The 18,640-nt window shown below is 72.7% G+C and carries 20 protein-coding genes; 9 read left to right on the top strand and 11 right to left on the bottom strand.

Features of this window, described 5'->3' with window-relative positions:
• Positions 1-24: 24 nt before the first annotated feature.
• On the bottom strand, positions 25-900 hold the full coding sequence (locus tag ACYQ77_RS26040; protein ID WP_459715745.1) for an aldo/keto reductase: 876 nt from the start codon (positions 898-900) through the stop codon (positions 25-27).
• 87 nt (positions 901-987) lie between these two features.
• Here ACYQ77_RS26040 and ACYQ77_RS26035 point away from each other — a divergent pair, with 87 nt between their 5' ends.
• Entirely contained in the window at positions 988-1,536 is a 549-nt protein-coding gene (locus tag ACYQ77_RS26035) for a TetR/AcrR family transcriptional regulator (RefSeq protein ID WP_459715744.1), read from the top strand.
• On the opposite strand, the gene ACYQ77_RS26030 is transcribed toward ACYQ77_RS26035, so the two are convergent.
• Complete coding sequence (locus ACYQ77_RS26030; RefSeq protein WP_459715743.1) at positions 1,533-2,027, bottom strand: barstar family protein; 495 nt, start codon at positions 2,025-2,027, stop codon at positions 1,533-1,535. The genes ACYQ77_RS26035 and ACYQ77_RS26030 overlap by 4 nt on opposite strands.
• A 4-nt stretch (positions 2,028-2,031) precedes the next feature.
• Positions 2,032-2,661 carry a phosphoribosyltransferase gene (locus ACYQ77_RS26025; protein WP_459715741.1) on the bottom strand — a complete coding sequence of 210 codons (630 nt, stop codon included), beginning with the start codon at positions 2,659-2,661 and terminating at the stop codon, positions 2,032-2,034.
• A gap of 270 nt (positions 2,662-2,931) precedes the next feature.
• On the opposite strand from ACYQ77_RS26025, the gene ACYQ77_RS26020 reads away from it, so the two are divergent.
• From ACYQ77_RS26020 to ACYQ77_RS25995, 6 genes are all read left to right on the top strand, one after another.
• A complete protein-coding gene (locus ACYQ77_RS26020) occupies positions 2,932-3,981 on the top strand; it encodes a glucose 1-dehydrogenase (RefSeq protein ID WP_459715740.1) in 1,050 nt (349 codons plus the stop codon).
• Between the two features lie 11 nt (positions 3,982-3,992).
• Entirely contained in the window at positions 3,993-5,459 is a 1,467-nt protein-coding gene (locus tag ACYQ77_RS26015) for a peptide MFS transporter (RefSeq protein ID WP_459715738.1), read from the top strand.
• A gap of 78 nt (positions 5,460-5,537) precedes the next feature.
• Positions 5,538-6,344 (top strand): AraC family transcriptional regulator, encoded by an 807-nt coding sequence (locus tag ACYQ77_RS26010; protein WP_459715736.1) that lies wholly within the window; start codon positions 5,538-5,540, stop codon positions 6,342-6,344.
• An 11-nt stretch (positions 6,345-6,355) separates the two neighbouring features.
• A complete protein-coding gene (locus tag ACYQ77_RS26005) occupies positions 6,356-7,240 on the top strand; it encodes an alpha/beta hydrolase (RefSeq protein ID WP_459715734.1) in 885 nt (294 codons plus the stop codon).
• Positions 7,237-7,653: a nuclear transport factor 2 family protein gene (locus tag ACYQ77_RS26000; protein ID WP_459715732.1), complete on the top strand. Its 417-nt coding sequence runs from the start codon at positions 7,237-7,239 to the stop codon at positions 7,651-7,653. Before ACYQ77_RS26005 ends, ACYQ77_RS26000 begins: the two co-directional genes overlap by 4 nt.
• Positions 7,654-7,755: 102 nt before the next feature.
• A complete protein-coding gene (locus ACYQ77_RS25995; protein ID WP_459715731.1) occupies positions 7,756-8,547 on the top strand; it encodes an IclR family transcriptional regulator in 792 nt (263 codons plus the stop codon).
• Here the strand turns inward: ACYQ77_RS25995 and ACYQ77_RS25990 are convergent.
• The gene (locus ACYQ77_RS25990; protein WP_459715729.1) at positions 8,540-8,932 is read right to left on the bottom strand and encodes a rhodanese-like domain-containing protein; all 393 of its coding nucleotides are present in this window, start codon (positions 8,930-8,932) and stop codon (positions 8,540-8,542) included. The genes ACYQ77_RS25995 and ACYQ77_RS25990 overlap by 8 nt on opposite strands.
• A gap of 113 nt (positions 8,933-9,045) precedes the next feature.
• Between ACYQ77_RS25990 and ACYQ77_RS25985 the strand changes: the two genes are divergently transcribed.
• Entirely contained in the window at positions 9,046-9,408 is a 363-nt protein-coding gene (locus tag ACYQ77_RS25985) for an STAS domain-containing protein (RefSeq protein ID WP_459715727.1), read from the top strand.
• A 10-nt stretch (positions 9,409-9,418) separates the two neighbouring features.
• Here ACYQ77_RS25985 and ACYQ77_RS25980 read toward each other — a convergent pair whose 3' ends face one another.
• From ACYQ77_RS25980 to ACYQ77_RS25965, 4 genes are all read right to left on the bottom strand, one after another.
• On the bottom strand, positions 9,419-10,357 hold the full coding sequence (locus tag ACYQ77_RS25980) for an anti-sigma factor RsbA family regulatory protein (protein ID WP_459715726.1): 939 nt from the start codon (positions 10,355-10,357) through the stop codon (positions 9,419-9,421).
• 167 nt (positions 10,358-10,524) lie between these two features.
• The gene (gene katG / locus ACYQ77_RS25975) at positions 10,525-12,801 is read right to left on the bottom strand and encodes a catalase/peroxidase HPI (protein ID WP_459715724.1); all 2,277 of its coding nucleotides are present in this window, start codon (positions 12,799-12,801) and stop codon (positions 10,525-10,527) included.
• Positions 12,802-12,824: 23 nt separating this feature from the next.
• Complete coding sequence (locus ACYQ77_RS25970) at positions 12,825-13,253, bottom strand: Fur family transcriptional regulator (protein ID WP_459715722.1); 429 nt, start codon at positions 13,251-13,253, stop codon at positions 12,825-12,827.
• Positions 13,254-13,283: 30 nt separating this feature from the next.
• Entirely contained in the window at positions 13,284-14,147 is an 864-nt protein-coding gene (locus ACYQ77_RS25965) for a helix-turn-helix transcriptional regulator (RefSeq protein ID WP_459715720.1), read from the bottom strand.
• A gap of 94 nt (positions 14,148-14,241) precedes the next feature.
• On the opposite strand from ACYQ77_RS25965, the gene ACYQ77_RS25960 reads away from it, so the two are divergent.
• Complete coding sequence (locus ACYQ77_RS25960; RefSeq protein ID WP_459715718.1) at positions 14,242-15,033, top strand: phytanoyl-CoA dioxygenase family protein; 792 nt, start codon at positions 14,242-14,244, stop codon at positions 15,031-15,033.
• Positions 15,034-15,127: 94 nt separating this feature from the next.
• Here ACYQ77_RS25960 and glmS read toward each other — a convergent pair whose 3' ends face one another.
• The 3 genes from glmS to ACYQ77_RS25945 form a co-directional block, all read right to left on the bottom strand.
• Complete coding sequence (glmS, locus tag ACYQ77_RS25955; protein ID WP_459715716.1) at positions 15,128-16,951, bottom strand: glutamine--fructose-6-phosphate transaminase (isomerizing); 1,824 nt, start codon at positions 16,949-16,951, stop codon at positions 15,128-15,130.
• Positions 16,952-16,968: 17 nt separating this feature from the next.
• On the bottom strand, positions 16,969-17,241 hold the full coding sequence (locus ACYQ77_RS25950; protein WP_459715715.1) for a hypothetical protein: 273 nt from the start codon (positions 17,239-17,241) through the stop codon (positions 16,969-16,971).
• A gap of 73 nt (positions 17,242-17,314) precedes the next feature.
• Entirely contained in the window at positions 17,315-18,622 is a 1,308-nt protein-coding gene (locus ACYQ77_RS25945) for an aspartate aminotransferase family protein (RefSeq protein WP_459715714.1), read from the bottom strand.
• Positions 18,623-18,640: the final 18 nt, after the last annotated feature.

Here is an 18,640-nt window from a genome sequence, read left to right as displayed (position 1 = left end):
ATCCGCCAAAGGCACCCACCACCCTCAGACCAGCGCGTCCAGCGCAGCCTTGGTATCGGCATCGAGCACGACGGCGCCCGCGGCGAGGTTCTCCCTCAGGTGCGCCGGGTTGGTGGTGCCCGGGATCAGCAGCGTGTGCTCGTAGTGGGCGAGGTGCCACGCCAGCGCGACCTGCGCAGGGGTGACACCGAGCCGCGAGGCCGCCGCCCGCACGGCGGGCTGCTCGACGACCTTGGCTGCCCCCGGGAACGCGGACCCGAGCGGGAAGAACGGCACCCATGGAACACCGTGCTCGCGGCACAGGTCGAGGACCGGCTCGCTCGTCCGGTCCACCGGGCTGTGGGCGTTCTGCACGCACGCGATCCCGACGGGCAGGGCGTGGCGCAACTGTTCGGCGCTGACGTTGCTCAGTCCGATGCCCCCGATCTTGCCCTCGTCGCGCAGTGCCGCGAGTTCCGCGAGCTGGCTGTCGAGGTCGACGCGCTGGTCACCCTCCGCGATGATGCCGGGTGGGGCGTCGGCCCGCCGCAGGTTGACCACCGCCAGTTGGTCGACGCCGAGGGTGGTCAGGTTCGCCTCGACGGCCGCGCGCAGTTGTTGCGGTCGCTGGGCCAGCGCGAGGCCACCGGGCACGTGTTCGGCGCCGACCTTGCTCACCAGCGTCAAGCCGTCCGGGTACGGGTGCAGGGCGGTCCTGATCAGTTCGTTGGCGGTGCCGGGCCCGTAGAACTGGGCGGTGTCGATGTGGTTGACGCCGCCGTCGACGGCGGCGCGCAGGATCGCGACCGCCGTGTCCTCCTCGACGACCGGGCGGCCGAAGCCCTCGGCCAGCAGCATGGCGCCGAAGCCGACGCGGGCGACCGGCCTGCCTGCCAGTGTTGTCGTGCCACCTGGGTACATGGGGTTCCCCCGTGGGATAGTGGACCTGAACCGGAGGAGCCTCCGGTTCTTCGAGCCTAGCAGAAACGGAGGAGCCTCCGGTTAGTCATGACGAGAACCGAACGCGCTGACGCCCAGCGCAACCGGAAACGCCTGCTCGAGGTCGCCCGCGAGGCGTTCACCTCGGGTGCGGGCAAGGTGTCCCTGGACGCGATCGCCCGCGGGGCCGGGGTGGGCATCGGCACCCTCTACCGGCACTTCCCCACCCGGGAGGCGCTGGTCGAGGCCGTGTACCGGGCCGAACGGACCCGCGTGTGCGACAGCGCGGCCGAGCTGCTCGCGCAGGAGCCGCCGGACCGCGCGCTGCGAAGGTGGATGGACGGGTTCGCCGCCTACATGGCGACCAAGCGGGAGATGGCCGACGCCCTGCGCGCACTGGTCGCCGACGGCACGATCACCTCGGCGCAGGCACGGGACGAGCTGGCTGCCGCCGCCCGCCTCCTCCTCGACGCCGGCGCGGCGGCGGGCGCGCTGCGGTCCGACGTGGCACCGGAGGACCTGGTCACCGGCCTCGTCGGGCTCCTCTTCGTGACCACCGGACCGGAGCAGACCACCCGGCTGCTCGACCTGCTGATGGACGCGCTGCGCGCCACCTAGTGCCGCGACTCCGCGGGGTTCCACTCGACCGGCGTCGCGCCGACCGGCGCGAACCGGAGGTCCCGGTCGTCGGACTGGACGAGGCAGATCATGCGGTGGCCGTGGAGCAGCCCGACCCGCGCGTTGTCGGCGATGATGTCGAGGACGACCTGTGCGGCCCGCCCGTCGACGGCGGCGAACGCGTCGTAGCCGGTGAACACGAAAACGGTGCCCGCCGACGCGCGGTCGGCGCCGTAGGCGTACGCGGCGACGTCCCGCATGCAGTCGTCGAACGCGTCGAGGTTGCCGCCGAAGTGGCCGGGGAAGTCCAGCTCCTCCCGCACGGCGGCGGCGAACGCCGCTCGCGTGCCCCAGGCACGCGCGTCGAACCGGTGCACGAGGTAGCCGAGCCCCGCGAGCGTCGCGACCGTCTCCTCGAGCACCTCGTGCCGGTGGTAGAGCGTCACCGGACCGTTCTTGAGCAGGTCGACGTCCGCGCCGGAGGGTGCCACGTGATCAGGGTAGTGAGTTCAGCAGCGTGCGCACCCGGTCCTCCGGCACCTGCGTGAAGTCGTCGTACCACTGCCCCACCGCGGCGAAGCGCCTCGGCGTCACCGGGCACACGATCTCGTCGGCGAGCGGGGCGAGTGCCGCGAGCGAGTCCGGCGGCGCGACCGGCACGGCCAGCACGACGTGCGCGGCGCCGAGGTCCCGGAGCACCCGCAACGCGGCGACCACGGTGGCGCCGGTCGCGATCCCGTCGTCGACGAGGATCACCGTGCGGCCGCGCAACGCCGGCCGGGCTCCCGGCCGCAGCACGGCGGCGCGGCGGCGGATCTCGGCGCGTTCGTGCTCGATCCGGTCGGTGAGGTCGTCCCACGACAGGCCCAGCTCCCGCAGCACGGCGTCGTTGCGGACGGTGACCCCGTCCTCCCCGATGGCGCCGACGGCCAGCTCCTCCCGTTCCGGCGCCCCGATCTTGCGCACCAGCACGACGTCCAGCTGCGCGCCGAGCGCGGCCGCCACCTCCGCGGCGACTGGCACCCCGCCGCGTGGCAAGCCGACGACGACCGGGTCGGCGGCGCGGAGGTGCGCCAGGCGCGCGGCGAGCGCCCGTCCCGCGTCGGCGCGGTCTCGGAAGCGCATACCTCCAGTGTGGCCCCTCGGCACGCGCTCCGCCCAGCGCCGCCGGTGGGGTTCAGCCGCTCGGCGGTGTGGTCACGGCGATCCGGTCGGCACGGGCCCGCCGAGCTCGGCGAGCATGTCGTCGGTCGCCGCCTGGCGGGTGCCGAACACGGGCGCAATCGGACACGCGGTCCGCAACCGGTCATCGTCCACAATGTACTGACGGGGCCGCGGGGAAGGAACACCCGGTACGGGGGCGTAGGCCGGCGCGCACCGGGGTAGCCGCCTGTCATGCGTGCGTTGACGGTGGCCCCGGGCCGTGCGGACTCACTCGAGGTCGGGGACGTGCCGGAGCCGGGACCGGCGGCGGGTGCGCTGCTGGTCGACGGGCTGGCGATCGGGGTGTGCGGGACGGACAAGGAGATCGCGCGCGGCGAGTACGGGTGGGCGCCGCCCGGCGCGGACCGGCTGGTGCTGGGACACGAGTCCCTCGGCCGGGTGCGGTCGGCGCCCGACGGCAGCGGGTTCACGCCCGGCGACCTGGTCGTCGGCGTGGTGCGCAGACCGGATCCGGTGCCGTGCGGCGCCTGCGCACACGGCGAGTTCGACATGTGCCGCAACGGCCGGTACACCGAGCGCGGGATCAAGGAGCTCGACGGGTACGCGGCCGAGCGGTGGCGGGTCGAGCCGGAGTACGCCGTCCGGCTGGACCCGCGCCTCGAACCGGTCGGCACGCTGATGGAGCCCACGACCGTCGTGGCCAAGGCGTGGGAGCAGGTCGAGCGGGTCGGTGCGCGGTCGTGGTTCGAGCCGCGCACCGTGCTCGTCACCGGCGCGGGACCCATCGGGCTGCTCGCCGCGCTGCTCGGCGTGCGGCGCGGCCTGGACGTCCACGTGCTCGACCGGGTCACCGACGGCCCCAAGCCCGGCCTGGTCACCGACCTCGGCGCGACCTACCACCACGAACCGGCGGACGACGTCGCCAGGCGGCTCCAGCCCGACGTCGTGATCGAGGCGACCGGCGCGGGCCAGGTCGTGTTCGACGTGCTGGCGCACAACGCCGCCTACGGCGTCGTCTGCCTCACCGGCGTGTCCGCGGCCGGCCGCCACATCCGGGTCGACGCGGGCGCGGTGAACCGGGACCTGGTGCTGGAGAACGACGTCGTCGTCGGCTCCGTGAACGCGAACCTCCGGCACTACCGGCAGGCCGCCGACGCGCTCGCCGCGGCCGACCTCGCGTGGCTGGACCGGATGATCACCCGCCGGGTGCCGCTGTCCGCCGCGGCCGACGCCTTCGCCACGCACGAGGACGACGTGAAGGTCGTCATCACCCTCGAGTGAGGAGCGAACCCATGCACAGCCGGACCGAACCGGCGACCACCGGCCGGGACAGCGGTTTCCTCGGCCACCCCAGAGCCCTCGGCACGCTGTTCGGGCTGGAGATGTGGGAACGCTTCTCCTTCTACGGCATGCAGGGGATCCTCACGATCTACCTGTACTACACGGCGGCCGAGGGCGGGCTCGGGCTGCCCGAGGGGACGGCGGCGAGCATCGTCGGCGCGTACGGCGGGCTGGTCTACCTGTCGACGATCGTCGGCGCGTGGCTCGCCGACCGGGTCGCCGGCTCGGAGCACGTGCTGTTCGCGAGCGCGGTGCTGATCATGCTGGGGCACGTCTCGCTCGCGCTGCTCCCCGGCTTCGCCGGCATCGGCGCCGGGCTGTGCTGTGTCGCGCTGGGCAGCGGTGGGCTCAAGGCGAACGCCACGTCGCTGGCCGGCGCGCTCTACCGCCGCGACGACGAACGCCGCGACGCCGGGTTCTCGCTGTTCTACCTCGGCATCAACCTCGGCGCGTTCACCGGGCCGCTGCTCACCGGGCTCGCCCAGCAGCGGCTCGGGTTCCACGTCGGGTTCGGGCTCGCGGCGATCGGCATGGCCGCGGGCCTCGTCCAGTACGTGTTCGGCAGGCGCAACCTCAGCCCCGCGTCGAACGACGTGCCCAACCCGCTGCCCGCGCACCGGCGCCCGCTGGTCGCGGCGGGTGCCGCGGGCGCCGTCGCGCTGGTCGTCGTGCTCGTGCTGACCGGCGTGATCACGGCGGCGAACCTGTCGACCGCCACCGTCGTGGTGATCGTCGTGGCCGCGGTCGCCTACTTCGCGGTGATCCTCACGAGCCGCCGCGTCGACGGGGTCGAACGCAGCCGGGTGGTGAGCTTCATCCCGCTGTTCCTGGCGAGCTTCGTGTTCTTCTCGTTGTACCAGCAGCAGTTCACGGTCGTCATCCTCTACACCGACCAGCGGCTCGACCGCTCGCTGTTCGGCTGGGACATGCCGGTGCCGTGGGTCAACAGCATCAACCCGGTCTTCATCATCCTGCTGGCCGGTGTGTTCGCGGCGCTGTGGACCCGGCTCGGGCCGCGGCAACCGTCCAGCCCGGTCAAGTTCGCGCTCGGCACCGTCCTGATGGGACTCGCGTTCCTCGCGTTCCTGCCGTGGTCCGGCGGTGCCGGCAACACCACTCCCCTGCTCGCGCTGGTGTTCATCCTGCTGCTGTTCACCGTCGCGGAGTTGCTGCTCTCACCGGTCGGGCTGTCGCTCGCCACCAAGCTCGCGCCGGAGGCGTTCCGCACCCAGATGGTGGCGCTCAACTTCCTGTCCATCGCGCTCGGCACCGCGCTGGCGGGCACGCTCGCGAAGCACTACGACCCGCACGACGAGGCGCCGTACTTCCTCACGATCGGTGGTGTCGCCGTGGTGTTCGGGCTGCTGCTCGCGGTCGCGACGCCGTGGATCCGCGCGCTCATGAAGGGCGTGCGCTGACGTCGACGCGCGCGAACGCACCGCGGGGTGGCCCGGAACCGATCTTGCCGCATGCGGGGCGCACGTACACTGGGGACGATGGGGAGGCGGATCGAGCAGCGGTGGACCGATGTCCGGCGGTGGCCGGGCATGCGGACCGAGTACAACTGGCTCCCGGCCCACGAGGGGGCGACCCGGACCGGGACCGACCAGGTCGGGGTGTCGTTCTCGCAGCACCGCGGCGCGGTGTACGAGGTCGGCGGCCGGACCGTCGAAGGCGACATCGCGAGCGGTTCGGTGTTCGTGACCGGGCCGGAACCCATTGTGTGGAACCGCATCCGGGAGCTGACCGAGGCGCTCGAGATCTACCTGGAACCCGGGTTGCTGAGGGATGCCGAGCCGGTGCCGGTGACCGCCGGTCGCGATGGGACGGTGCTCGGCGTCGCGTCGGTGTTGCGGCGGGCGCACGTCGCGGGCGCCGTCCTGTCCGACGTCGCGGCGAGCACGCTCGCGCACCGGCTCGCCGCGCACCTGCGCCGCGAGTCGCCGCCTCCCGGCGGGCTCGCGGGCGTGGCGGTCGACCGGGTGGCGGAGTACGTCGACGCGCACCTCGGGGACACGCTCACGCTCGACGCGCTCGCCGCCGTGGCGCGGCTGAGCCCGTTCCACTTCGCCAGGGCGTTCAAGGCGACCACCGGGCTCGCGCCGCACCAGTTCGTGACGGCGCGCCGGATGGACCGCGCGCTGCGCGTGCTGGTGTCCACTTCGGTCAGCGTGCCCGACGTGGCGCACGCGGTCGGGCTGTCGAACGTCAGCCACTTCCGCCGGACGTTCACCGCGCACCTCGGGGTGCGGCCCGGCGAGGTGCGCAAGATTCGACCCTCCCCGCGGCGCGGCGGCGTGTGACGATCGCGGCCGTGACCGCTTCTCCCCACCTGTTCTTCGACGGTGACGTGCCGCTCGCGGCGACCGTCCACCGCGACACCGACGACCTGCTCGACCGGCAGCCCGCCGTGATCGTCACCGGCTCCTGGCTCACCGTGAAGGAGCAGATGGCCGACCACTACGCCCGGGCGCTCGCCGCCCGGGGCTACACGGTGTTCACGTTCGACTTCGCCGGTTTCGGCGAGAGCGGCGGCGAACCCCGGCAGCTCGAGGTGCCGTCGCGCAAGATCGCCGACATCACCGCGGCCGCCCGGTACGTGTCGTCGCTGTCGTACGTCCGGCCCGGCGTCGGCTACCTCGGCGTGTGCGCCAGTGCCCAGTACGCGCTCGCGGCGATCGCGGGCGGTGCGCCGATCGCGTCGTTCGTGAGCGTCGCGGGCTGGTACCACGACACGGCGACCGTGGCCCCGTTCTACGGCGGCGCGGCGGGCGTGACCGACCGCGTGCGCCGGGCCGAGGCGGCGCTCGCCGAGTACCGCCGCACGGGCGCGATGCCGGTCGTGCCCGCCTACGAGAGCGGCAACGACCGCGCGGGCATGTTCCTCGAACTCGACTACTACGCCGACGCCGCCCGCGGCGCGGTGCCGTCGTGGCGCAACGAGATGGCCGAGGCGAGCTGGCTGTACTGGCTCACCTTCGACGGCCTGTCGGCGGCCGACCGCGTGTCGGCGCCGACGCTGCTCGTGCACGGCGACGACTGCGTGCTGCCCGCCAACGCGAAGTCCGTGCACGACCGCCTCGCCGGCCCGCGCGATCTCGTGTGGGCGCGGGGCGCCCAGACCGATTTCTACGACCAGCCGGAACAGGTCGCGCAGGCGGTGGACGCCGCGGACCGGCACTTCAGGAGGACGCTGTGACCGTGCTGACCCGGATGCTGCACGCCATCGACACCCACGACTGGACGACGCTGCGCGCCGCCTTCACCGACGAGGTCCGCACGGACTACACGTCGTTGTTCGGCGGCGAACCGGAAACCATCGCGGCGGACGACCTCGTCGCCCGGTGGCGGCCGCTCATGCTCGGCTACACCGCGACCCAGCACCTCACCGGCCCGGTCGAGGCGACCGGCGACATCCTCGACACCCACGTGATCGCCCACCACTGGCTGGACGACGCACCGGGCGGCGACACGTGGGTCGTGTACGGGCACTACACCGCGCGGCTGGCGGGCGGGCGGATCGCGGAGCTGACCCTGCACACCTACCGGCAGACCGGCAACCGCGACCTCCCCGCGCACGCGACGGAACGCGCCGCCGCCCGCACCACGTAGGCCGCCGTCCCCGGCATCTCCCGCTCGGCCTGGCGCCAGGCACGAGGCCGGGCGGGAAGCCGGTGCGCGGCCGGTGGCCCGGCGGTGTGCGAGGATGCCGACGTGTCCGATGCGCCAGCCAACCAGCCACGATCCGGCGCGCAGGCCGTCGAGCGCGCGCTGTCGGTCCTGCGGTGTGTCGAGGCCGACGACGACGGCGTGGGCGTCACGGAACTCGCCCAGCGGACCGGGCTCACCGTGAGCACCGCCCACCGGCTCGCCAGGACGCTCGCCGAGGCCGGGCTGCTGGTCCAGGACACGCGCACCGAGCGCTACCAGCTGGGGCCGGCGCTCGTGGTGCTCGGCAGGAAGGCCGAGCGGCGGCTCGGGTACCAGCAGGCGCTGCCGGTGCTGGAGGAGCTCGCCGCGGCCACCGGCGAGTCGATCAACCTCGGCATCCGCGCGGGCAACGAGGTGCGGGTGGTGCTCGACGTGGTGTCCAGCCAGCCGCTGCGGTTCGCGCAGGCGCCGGGCAGCCGGGTGCCCATGCACGTCTCGGCGATGGGCAAGTGCCTGCTGGCCAACAGCGGCGACATCGACGACCAGATCGACCGGCTCGGTGACCTCGTCCGGGCGACCCACCGCACGATCACCGACCGGGACCAGCTGCGTGCCGAGCTCGAACTGGTCCGCGAACGCGGCTGGGCGCTCAACGACGAGGAACGCAACCCGGGCGTCCGCGCCATCGCGGCGCCCGTGCTCGCGCCCGGCGGCGACGCGCTCGCGGCCGTCGCGGTCCAGGGCCCGACCGTCCGCATCACCGACGACCGGCTGCCCGAGCTGGCCGCGCTGCTGGACAAGGCCACCCACCGGATCGCGCCGCTGCTCGCGGTGCGGGCCCGGGACACTAGGTGATGCCGGGCGACCCGCCGTCGGTCACGGGCAGCCCCGCCTCCTCCCACGCCTTGAACCCGCCGATCATGTCGGTGGCGTGCGGGAGGCCGACGCGGCGCAGGTCGCGGGCCGCGAGGCTGGACGCGTAGCCCTCGTTGCAGAACACGATCACCGTGCGCTCCGCCGAGATCTCCGGGATGCGGTGCGGGCCGTCCGGATCGAGCCGCCACTCCAGCACGACCCGCTCGATCGGCAGGGCGCCGAGGACCTCGCCCTCCGCGAGCCGGTTGTAGTACGGCCGGATGTCCACCAGCAACGCGCCCTCGCGTTGCAGCCGGTAGGCCTTGAGCGCGTCGACCCGCTCGATCTCGGCACGGGCCTGCGCGAGGAACGTCTCCGCGGTCATGTCCGGATCGTGGCACCTCCCGCGCACCGGCACAGCCGCTTCCACGATGTGGGAGCCGATTCCACGAGGGTCGGCGCATGGACCGACCAGGCAATCCATGGCAGGGTCTACCCGTGGACCACACGGCAGCGGACGATCTCCTGAGCCTGACGAGCGAGGTCACCGACCGGGCGGTCGTGGTCCACGCGGTCGGCGAGGTCGACCACCTCACCGCTCCCCGCCTGGCGGTCGAACTGGGCAAGGCAGGTCAGGAAGCGTCCGCGACCCGGCCCCTCGTGCTCGACATGACCAGCGTCTCCTTCATGACGTCCGCCGGCCTCGCGGTGCTCGTCGAACACCACCAGGACCAGGCTTCCCACCACGAGCTGCGGATCGTCGTCGGCGACTCCCCCGTCGCGCAGTCACTGCGGCGGACCGGGCTCCTCATGTTCCTGTCGACCTACGGCACGCTCGCGGCGGCCCTCGCGGACGAGTGACCCGCGCCGTTCAGGCGCGGTCGAACCGGAGGTAGGCCCGGATCGTGGTGCGCCCGGGCGCGGTGTGGGTGCGGACCAGGTCGGACAGGCCGTGCACGAGCAGCAGACCGCGGCCGGACAGCTGCCCCTCGACCGGTGGCCGCCGCCCGGCGAGCGGGTCGGTCCACTGCCCGGGGTCGGTGACCTCGCAGACGAGGTGCTCGTCGTCGGCCCACAGCCGCACGTGCGCGGAGCCGCCACCGTGCACGATGCCGTTGACGACCAGCTCGTTGGCGATCAGCTCGAGGTCGGGGAGCCGGTGCGGCGCGAGGCCCAGCACGGCGGCGCGGTCGGTGACCCACTGGCGGGCGGCGGGCAGCTCGCCGAGCGCGGCCACGTCGAGGGACAGCATCCCGTCCACCCGGCCGTTGAGCGGCTCGTTGTAGCGGGCGACGACGCCGTCCCAGTCGTACTCGGCGCTGGCGCGGCGGTCGTCGGCCAGCCAGACCTCGGGGTGGGTGGCGTACGCGTCGGCCACCACGTGGCCGGGGAGCCTGCTCGTGTCGTACGGGCAGATGATCGTGACGTCCCGGCCCGCGAAGGCCGGGTTGATCAGCGCCTCGTGCTGGACGCAGGCCGGGTACTCGACCGGGGTGCGCTCCGCCCAGATCGGCTCGCCGACGATGCGGACGTGCCGGTCGGGGTGGGCGTCGGCGAAGCGGCGGAGCACCCCGGCGATGATCCGGCCGGGGTTGCGGCCCGCCTCCTGCATGTTGATCATGGTGATCGCGTCGGCGTCCGCGCCGAGACCCGACCGCAGCACGGCGAGGCGCTGCTCGGGGACGGCCACGGCGACCGGCTGCCCCGCGGCGAGCCCGTCGGTGACGAACGGCACCAGAACGGCCAGGTACTCGTCGTCCGAGCGGTAGAAGAACGCTGGGTGGACGAAGGGTCCGGCATCCGCCGTCACGACACGGGCTCCATCGCTTTCCTGCTCATGCGGGCGCCCGCCGCGGCGCGGCCCCTCGCCTGTCCCGGCCCATCGTATGCGCCCGGCGCCCGGAACAGGGACACGATGGCACGCCGAGCGGGCCCGGCCGGTCGCGAAGACCGGCCGGGCCCGGGCATCACCGCAGGTCAGGACAGGTCGAAGCGGTCGAGCTCCATGACCTTCGTCCACGCCGCGACGAAGTCCGTGACGAACTTCTCGCGGGCGTCCTGGCTGGCGTACACCTCGGCGAGGGCACGCAGCTGCGAGTTCGACCCGAAGATGAGGTCGACCGCGGTGGCGGTCCACTTCACCTCGTCGGTCGTCACGTCGCGGATCTCGTACACGTTCTCCTCGGCCTCCGACGCCTTCCACCGCGTGCCCGGCGAGAGCAGGTTGGTGAAGAAGTCGTTCGTCAGCACGCCCGGCCGGTCGGTGAGCACGCCGTGCCGCGAGCCGCCGGTGTTGGCGCCGAGGGCACGCAGACCGCCGACGAGGACGGTCATCTCCGGCGCGGTCAGGTTCAGCATGTACGCGCGGTCGACGAGCAGGACCTCCGGCTGGAGCTTCTCGCCCGCCCGCAGGTAGTTGCGGAACCCGTCGGCACGCGGCTCGAGCACCTTGAACGAGTCGACGTCGGTCTGCTCCTGGCTCGCGTCCGTGCGGCCGGGGTGGAACGGCACGGTCACCTCGACACCCGCGTCCCGCGCCGCCTTCTCGACCGCGGCCGAGCCGGCCAGCACGATCAGGTCGGCGAGGGAGATCCGGGCGCCGCCCGCCTCGTTGAACTCCCGCTGGATGTCCTCGAGCTTCGACAGGACCGTCGCGAGCTGCTCGGGCTGGTTGACCTCCCAGCTCCGCTGCGGCTCCAGGCGGATGCGGGCGCCGTTGGCGCCGCCGCGCTTGTCGGTGGCCCGGAAGCTCGCCGCCGACGCCCACGCGGTCGTGACCAGCTGGGCGGTCGTCAGGCCGGAGTCGAGGACCTTCGCCTTCAGCGCGGCGATGTCGGCGTCACCCACGAGGTCGCCCTCGACGGCGGGCACCGGGTCCTGCCACAGCTGCGGCTCGGGGACCCACGGCCCGAGGAAGCGGCTGACCGGGCCCATGTCGCGGTGCAGCAGCTTGTACCAGGCCTTGGCGAACGCCAGCGCGAACTCGTCCGGGTGCTCCAGGAACCGGCGCGAGATCTTCTCGTACGCCGGGTCGACGCGCAGCGACAGGTCGGTCGTGAGCATCGTCGGCTTGTGTTTCTTCGACGGGTCGTGGGCGTCGGGGATGATCTCCTCGGCGTCCTTGGCGACCCACTGCTTGGCACCGCCGGGGCTGGTGGTGAGCTCCCACTCGTAGCCGAAGAGGATCTCGAAGAAGCGGTTGCTCCACTGCGTCGGCTTGTCGGTCCACGTCACCTCGAGCCCGCTGGTGATCGTGTCCGCGCCCTTGCCGCTGCCGTGGGTGGACAGCCAGCCGAGGCCCTGCGCCTCCAGCGGGGCGCCCTCGGGCTCCGGGCCGACGTGGTCGTCGGCGACACCCGCGCCGTGGGTCTTGCCGAAGGTGTGGCCACCGGCGATGAGGGCGACGGTCTCCTCGTCGTTCATCGCCATCCGCGCGAACGTCTCGCGGATGAAGTGGGCCGCCTCCTGCGGGTTCGCGTTGCCGCGCGGGCCCTCCGGGTTGACGTAGATGAGGCCCATCTCGGTCGCGCCGAGCTCGGGCACCATCTCCGTGTCGGTGGCGTAGCGCTCGTCGCCGAGCCACGCGTCCTCCGGGCCCCAGAAGATCTCCTCGGGCTCCCAGACGTCCTCGCGGCCGAAACCGAAGCCGAAGGTCTTGAAGCCCATCGACTCCAGCGCGACGTTGCCCGCGAGCACGAGCAGGTCGGCCCACGAGATCTTCTGGCCGTACTTCTGCTTGACCGGCCACAGCAGCCTGCGTGCCTTGTCGAGGTTGGCGTTGTCGGGCCAGCTGTTGAGCGGGGCGAACCGCTGGCCACCGTCGCCCGCGCCGCCGCGGCCGTCGTGGATGCGGTAGGTGCCCGCCGCGTGCCAGCTCATGCGGATCATGAGCCCGCCGTAGTGCCCGAAGTCGGCAGGCCACCAGTCCTGCGAGGTGGTGAGCACCTCGACGATGTCCTTCTTGAGGGCCTCGACGTCGAGCTTGGCGAACTCCTTGGCGTAGCTGAAGTTCTCCCCCAGCGGGTTGCCTTTGGACGAGTGAGCGTGCAGCACCGACAGGTCGAGCTGGTTGGGCCACCAGTCCCGGTTGGTGCGCGGGCGGCGGCCCGTCTTCGCGCTCGGCGAGTCGATCGCCGGGTTCTCGCTCTCGCTGCCGTGCGCCGTCACCGAGTCGTGCGCGACGGGGCACCCGGCCGCGGCCTTCTCGTCCACACCCTGCGCGCTGGAGGGGACGTTGTCCTGGGTGGAGCTCATCTACTTCCTTCCGATGTGGCGTTTCATGAGGGGGTGCGCGTGGCCGCGCAGTCGGGGCAGGTGCCCCAGTAGACGACCTCCGCCTCGTCGACCACGAAGCCGTGGTCGTCGGCGGCGGTGAGGCAGGGAGCGTGGCCGACCGCGCACTCGACGTCCGCGATGGCACCGCAGGAACGGCACACTACGTGGTGGTGGTTGTCCCCGACACGGGACTCGTAGCGGGCGGTCGCGCCCGCGGGCTGGATGCGCCGCACGAGCCCGGCGTCGGTGAGTGCCTGCAGCACGTCGTAGATCGCCTGGTGTGACACCGCGGGGAGGTCGGTGCGCACCAGTTCGATCACCGTCTGCGTGTCGATGTGCGGGTTGTCGCGCAGCGCGGCGAGCACCGCCATCCGGGGTCTGGTCACACGCAACGAGACCGCCCGGAGCTGCGACTCGAAGTCGGACGTCACAGCACGACCCTATCGCCTATCTGGAACAAATCAACTTATAGTCGCGCGTGTCGCCCGGCTGTGTCGCCGGTAGTCACTCGGGGTGAGGCCGACCAGCGCCCGGAAGCGGCGGGCGAAGTACGTCGGGTCCGGCCAGCCGACGGCGGCGCCGACCTGGGCGGCGGGCAGGTCGGAGTGCGTCAGCAGGGTAGCGGCGCGCTCGGCGCGCACCCGCGCCAGGAACCCCATGGGCGTCACCCCGACGTGCTGCACGAACAGGCGACCCAGGTAGGCGGGGTCCAGGTTGACCGCGCTCGCGAGGTCGGCCAGCCGCCACGGCCGGTCGAGCGCCGCCTCGAGCCGCGCGACCGTCGCCGCGACGGCGGGGTGGGGCGCGGGCTCGGCGGGCACGCCGCCCCTGCCGTCGGCGAGGACGCCCAGCACGGTGACCAGCCTGCCCAGCAGGCGGCCGGGCCGGGGCGCCGCGAGGTCCCGTTCGAGCCTGCCGATCTCCGCGATGGCCTCCTGCGCGGCGGCCTCGTCGACGGTGACCACGGCGACACCGCGCGTGCCCGCCGCCATCGGATCGGTCCACAGTGTCCTGCGCAGCGCCGGGAAGTCGTGCAGTGCGGCCAGTTCGGTCCGCAGCGCCTGCGCGGACAGGCAGCAGTTGGCGACCGTCAGGTCCGCGCAGCCGGTGAACCCGTGCCACGCGCCGGGACGCAGCACCACGACCTGCCCGCACCGCACGTCGTGCTCGCCCCGGCTGGTGACGTGCCTGCCGCGGCCGGACCCGATCACGGCGATCTCGAGGAAGTCGTGCGCGTGCGCATCGACGTCCGTGTCCAGGTGGTGGACGCCGCCCCAGATCGGCCCGTCCGCGAACAGCGCGTGCTCGTGCAGGGTCGGTGTCATGTCGGGATCGTACGAGCACCGGCAGGGATCCGACTAGGCACCGCCGCGCCTCGCGCCGACACTGAGGTGGTACCCGGACCCGTGGGAGGACAGGATGTTCACGACCGAGAAGACCGGCCCGAGCGATGTCGGCGTCGACGGCCGCGTGCCGGACGAGCTGGTCGGCGCGTACCGCGAGCACGGTTTCGTCCGGGTGCGCGGCGTGCTCGACCCCGGGCAGGTCGCGCGGTTCCGGGCCGGCGCGGCGGCGTTCCTGGCGGCGCACCGCGCGGAGAGCCTGGAGAAGCGGGGCACGTTCAGCCAGCTGGTCAACGTCTGGCAGCGGGACGAGACGCTCCGCGCGCTCACCCTGGACGCGCGGCTCGGCCGCGTCGCCGAACAGCTCGCCGGGTTCCCGCTGCGGCTGTGGCACGACCAGCTGCTGGTCAAGGAGCCGCACAACGACCGCGCGACGGAGTTCCACCAGGACCGCCCGTACTGGCCGCACGCGGGTGACCGGCTGCCGTTGTCGGCGTGGGTCGCGCTGGTCGACGTCCCGCCGGAGCGGGGTTGCATGACGTTCCTGCCCGGCACCCAGCACCGCACCGGCCTGCGCCCACAGGACCTCCACGACGAGGAGGACCTGTTCGCGGCTGATCCGGCGCTGCGCTGGGTGCCGCGCGTCACCGTGCCGCTGCGGGCAGGCGACTGCACGTTCCACAGTGGATACACCGGCCACATGGCGCTGCCCAACCGGACCGGCCTGGCGCGCCTCGCCCACGTCGTCATCTACATGGACGCGGCGACGACCTACGACGGCACCGCGCACGTCGTCACCGACCCGCTCGGCCTCGCCCCCGGCGACCGGCTGGACGGCGAGACGTTCCCCCGCCCGTGGGGTGCCTGACCGAGGCGGTGGCGGACCCACACCCCCGGTTCGACGGACACGGCGTGGTCGTGCTCGCTGCCGTGGGGCACCGGCACGAGCCCGCCCGGCGTCCTCACTCGACGGTGACCGACTTCGCCAGGTTGCGCGGCTTGTCGATGTCGTAGCCGAGGGTGAGCGCCGCGTGGTAGGCCAGCAGTTGCAGGGGGATGGTGAGGAGGATCGGGTCGAGCTCCGGCTCCGTCTTCGGCACCACGATGCGCGGCACGTCGAGCTCGCCGAAGTCGACGTCGTCGTGGGTGACCGCCAGGACCGGGCCGCCGCGGGCCTTGATCTGCTGCACGGCGGCGAGGTTGCGCTCGGTCAGCTCGTCGGACGGCACGATCGCGACCGTGGGCACCGACTCGTCGATCAGCGCCAGCGGGCCGTGCTTCAGCTCGGAGGTCTGGTACGCCTCGGCGTGCCGGTAGGAGATCTCCTTGAACTTCTGCGCGCCCTCCCTGGCCACCGGGTAGCCGCGGACCCGGCCGACGAAGAACAGGCTGTTCGCGGCCGCCGCGGTCTTCGCGTGTTCCGCGATCGCCGCCTCCTGGTCCAGGATCGCCCTGACCTGGCCGGGCAGCGCGCGGATGGCGGCGATGACGCGCTGACCGTCCGCGTTGGACAGGTCGCGGACCCGGCCGAGCGCCAGCGCGATCAACGCGAACCCGACGGCCATGTTGGTGAGCGCCTTGGTCGACGCGACCGCGATCTCCGGGCCCGCGTGCAGGTACACCCCGCCGTCGCAGGCGCGGGCGATGGTCGACCCGACGACGTTCACCAGGCCGACCACGCGGCCGCCCTTGCGCCGGATCTCCTCGACCGCGAACGCGGTGTCCATCGTCTCGCCGGACTGGCTGACCGCGATGTACAGCGTGTCCGCCTCGATGATCGGGTTGCGGTACCGGAACTCGGACGCGGCCTCGGCGTCCGCGGGGATCCGGGCCAGCTCCTCGATCATCGTCGCGCCGATCTGGCCCGCGTAGTAGGCGGACCCGCAGCCGAGGATCTTCACGCGGGTGAACCCGCGCAGCTCGCGCGGCGACAGGTTGAGCCCGTCCAGGCGGGGCACGCCGAACCGGTCGTCCAGCCTGCCCCGGATCACCCGCGCCACGCAGTCGGGCTGCTCCTGGATCTCCTTGTACATGTAGTGCGGGTAGCCGCCGAGCTGGAGGTCGTCGGCGTCGATGTCGATCTCGGTCGCCGGCTTGGTGGTGTCGCTCTCCTCGACGGTGAAGGTCCGGTACCCGGTCGCGGACACCGTCGCGAACTCGCCGTCCTCCAGGTGCGCCACCCGCGACGTGTGCCGGACCAGCGCGGCCAGGTCGCTCGCGACGAACATCTCGCGGTCGCCGACGCCGATGATCAGCGGCGACCCGTTGCGGGCCACCACGAGCCGGTCGGGCCGCGCGGTGTCGAGGACCGCGATCGCGTAGGTGCCGGTGACACGGGACAGCGCGTCGACCACCGCGTCCTCGAGCGTTTCCGCGCTCGACCGGCTGATCAGGTGGGCGAGCACCTCGGTGTCGGTCTCGGAGGTCAGGGTGACGCCCGCGTCGGCGAGGTGCGCGCGCAGGGCGTCGGCGTTGTCGATGATGCCGTTGTGCACCACGCAGATCCGGCCGTCCTCGGACGTGTGCGGGTGCGCGTTGTCCTCGGTCGCGGGCCCGTGCGTCGCCCAGCGCGTGTGGCCGATGCCCGCCTTGCCGGTCATCCGCTTCGGCAGGGCGGCGGCGAGGTTGCGCACCCGGCCGACGACCCGGTGGACCTGCGCGCTCCCCTTGGCGCCGACGACGGCCAGCCCCGCCGAGTCGTAGCCGCGGTACTCGAGCCGGGTCAGCCCCTCGACGATCACGGGGACCGCGTTCTGGCCGCCGATGTAGCCGACGATTCCGCACATGCTGAGTTGACCTCGCTTCACCCGTAGACGATGCGCCGCAGCTGGCGCTCGGAGAGGACCGGCGCCGCGACGAGCCGCCCCCGCAGCTCGGCCGCGATCAGGGGGAAGATCTCGGGGTTCTTCTTCCCCTCGGCCTGCAGCTCCGCGTGCCTGCGGCGGACGTACTGCTCGGCGGGCAGCCGGTAGTAGGCCAGGACGTCCTCGACCACCCGGGCGGCGACGTTCGGCGCCAAGCCGGTGGACGCCGCCACGCGTTCGATGAGGTCCGCATCCCGCACGCCGGACATCATGCACACACGAGGGTTCGAATAGCCAATTCTTGCCCGAAATCGGGCAAGAACGACGTCTGCAGGGCTCCGGAAGTCAGACTTCGCGGGCGGTGGCGGTCAGCGCCTGGTCGAGGATGTCCAGGCCGCGGTCCAGCTCGGCGTCGGTGATGGTCAGCGGCGGGGCCATGCGGAAGATGCTGCTGCTCCCCGGGAACTGGACGATGTTGAGGTGCAGCCCCAGCTCGAGGCACCGCTCGATGACCTTCGACCCGAACTCGCCCGCCGGGGTCTTGCTGGTCCGGTCGGTGACGAGCTCGATGCCCTGCAGCAGGCCGCGGCCGCGGACGTCACCGATGACGTCGTGGCGGGACCGGAGGTCGAGCAGGCCGTCGCGGAGCCGCTTGCCCAGGCGGCGGGCGACCTCGTCGTAGCCGTCGCGGGCGAGGACCGTCACCACGGTGAGCCCCACGGCCGCCGCCAGCGGGTCGTTGACGTGGGTGGTGCCGAAGTAGAACCCGCGCTCGTGGCAGGCCTCCTCGATCTCGTCGGTGGTGATCACCGCCGACAGCGGCATGCCCGCGCCCAGGGTCTTGGACAGGGTGAGGATGTCGGGGCGGACGCCGTCGCGCTGGAAGGCGTACCAGTCCCCCGTGCGGCACAGCCCGGTCTGGGCCTCGTCGAGGATGAGCAGCATGCCGCGCTCCGCGCACTTCCGCTTGAGGGCGGCGAAGTAGCCGGGTGGGGGCTCGATGACGCCGCCGGTGCTGAGGATGGGCTCGGCGATGAACGCGGCCAGGCTGCCCACCGACTGCCGGTCGACCAGGGTGAACGCGTGGTCGAGCTCGGCCTGCCAGTCGTGGCGCCCGTCGCGGGTGAACAGCGGCCGGTAGGCGTTCGGCGTCGGGACGACGATGTTGCCGGGCGCCACCGGCCCGTACCCGGCGCGCGGGATGGCGAACGTCGCCGCGCCGGACGCGTGCGTGACGCCGTGGTAGGACTGGTCGAACGCGACGACCTCGTGCCCGCCGGTGTACAGCTTGGCCATCCGGATGGCCGCCTCGTTGGCCTCGCCGCCGGTGCTGAGCAGCAGCACCTTGCTCAACGGCGCGGGCAGCGTCCCCACCAGCGCCGCGGCCAGGTCGACCACCGGGCGGCTGAGCATCCAGCTGAACAGGTGGTCCAGCGTGGCGACCGACCGGCGGACGGTCTCGACGATCTCGGGGTGCGAGTGGCCGAGCAACGCGCTCATCTGCCCCGACGTGAAGTCGAGGATCGCGCGGCCGTCGCTGTCGAACACCTCCGCCCCGGCGGCGCGTTCGATCACCGCGGGCACGAAGTCGTTGGCGGCGTAGCGGATCAGCCTGCTGCGCGCCGTCGTCCAGAACTCGGTGGCTGCGTCCATGCGGGCAAGGTTAGGGAA

The organism is Actinophytocola sp. KF-1 (assembly GCF_054661535.1).
The sequence above is the reverse complement of the archived record's forward strand: the minus strand, read 5'-3'. Positions and strand labels throughout refer to the sequence as shown.

Excerpts from the sequence above, each read along its gene's own strand:
- ACYQ77_RS26025 (WP_459715741.1), bottom strand. The coding sequence starts at position 2,661 with ATGCGCTTCCGAGACCGCGCCGACGCGGGACGGGCGCTCGCCGCGCGC.
- ACYQ77_RS26035 (WP_459715744.1), top strand. The coding sequence starts at position 988 with ATGACGAGAACCGAACGCGCTGACGCCCAGCGCAACCGGAAACGCCTG.
- ACYQ77_RS26040 (WP_459715745.1), bottom strand. The coding sequence starts at position 900 with ATGTACCCAGGTGGCACGACAACACTGGCAGGCAGGCCGGTCGCCCGC.
- ACYQ77_RS25960 (WP_459715718.1), top strand. The coding sequence starts at position 14,242 with ATGTTCACGACCGAGAAGACCGGCCCGAGCGATGTCGGCGTCGACGGC.
- ACYQ77_RS26010 (WP_459715736.1), top strand. The coding sequence starts at position 5,538 with ATGGGGAGGCGGATCGAGCAGCGGTGGACCGATGTCCGGCGGTGGCCG.
- ACYQ77_RS25950 (WP_459715715.1), bottom strand. The coding sequence starts at position 17,241 with ATGATGTCCGGCGTGCGGGATGCGGACCTCATCGAACGCGTGGCGGCG.
- ACYQ77_RS26020 (WP_459715740.1), top strand. The coding sequence starts at position 2,932 with ATGCGTGCGTTGACGGTGGCCCCGGGCCGTGCGGACTCACTCGAGGTC.
- ACYQ77_RS25965 (WP_459715720.1), bottom strand. The coding sequence starts at position 14,147 with ATGACACCGACCCTGCACGAGCACGCGCTGTTCGCGGACGGGCCGATC.
- katG (WP_459715724.1), bottom strand. The coding sequence starts at position 12,801 with ATGAGCTCCACCCAGGACAACGTCCCCTCCAGCGCGCAGGGTGTGGAC.
- ACYQ77_RS25990 (WP_459715729.1), bottom strand. The coding sequence starts at position 8,932 with ATGACCGCGGAGACGTTCCTCGCGCAGGCCCGTGCCGAGATCGAGCGG.
- ACYQ77_RS26015 (WP_459715738.1), top strand. The coding sequence starts at position 3,993 with ATGCACAGCCGGACCGAACCGGCGACCACCGGCCGGGACAGCGGTTTC.
- glmS (WP_459715716.1), bottom strand. The coding sequence starts at position 16,951 with ATGTGCGGAATCGTCGGCTACATCGGCGGCCAGAACGCGGTCCCCGTG.
- ACYQ77_RS25945 (WP_459715714.1), bottom strand. The coding sequence starts at position 18,622 with ATGGACGCAGCCACCGAGTTCTGGACGACGGCGCGCAGCAGGCTGATC.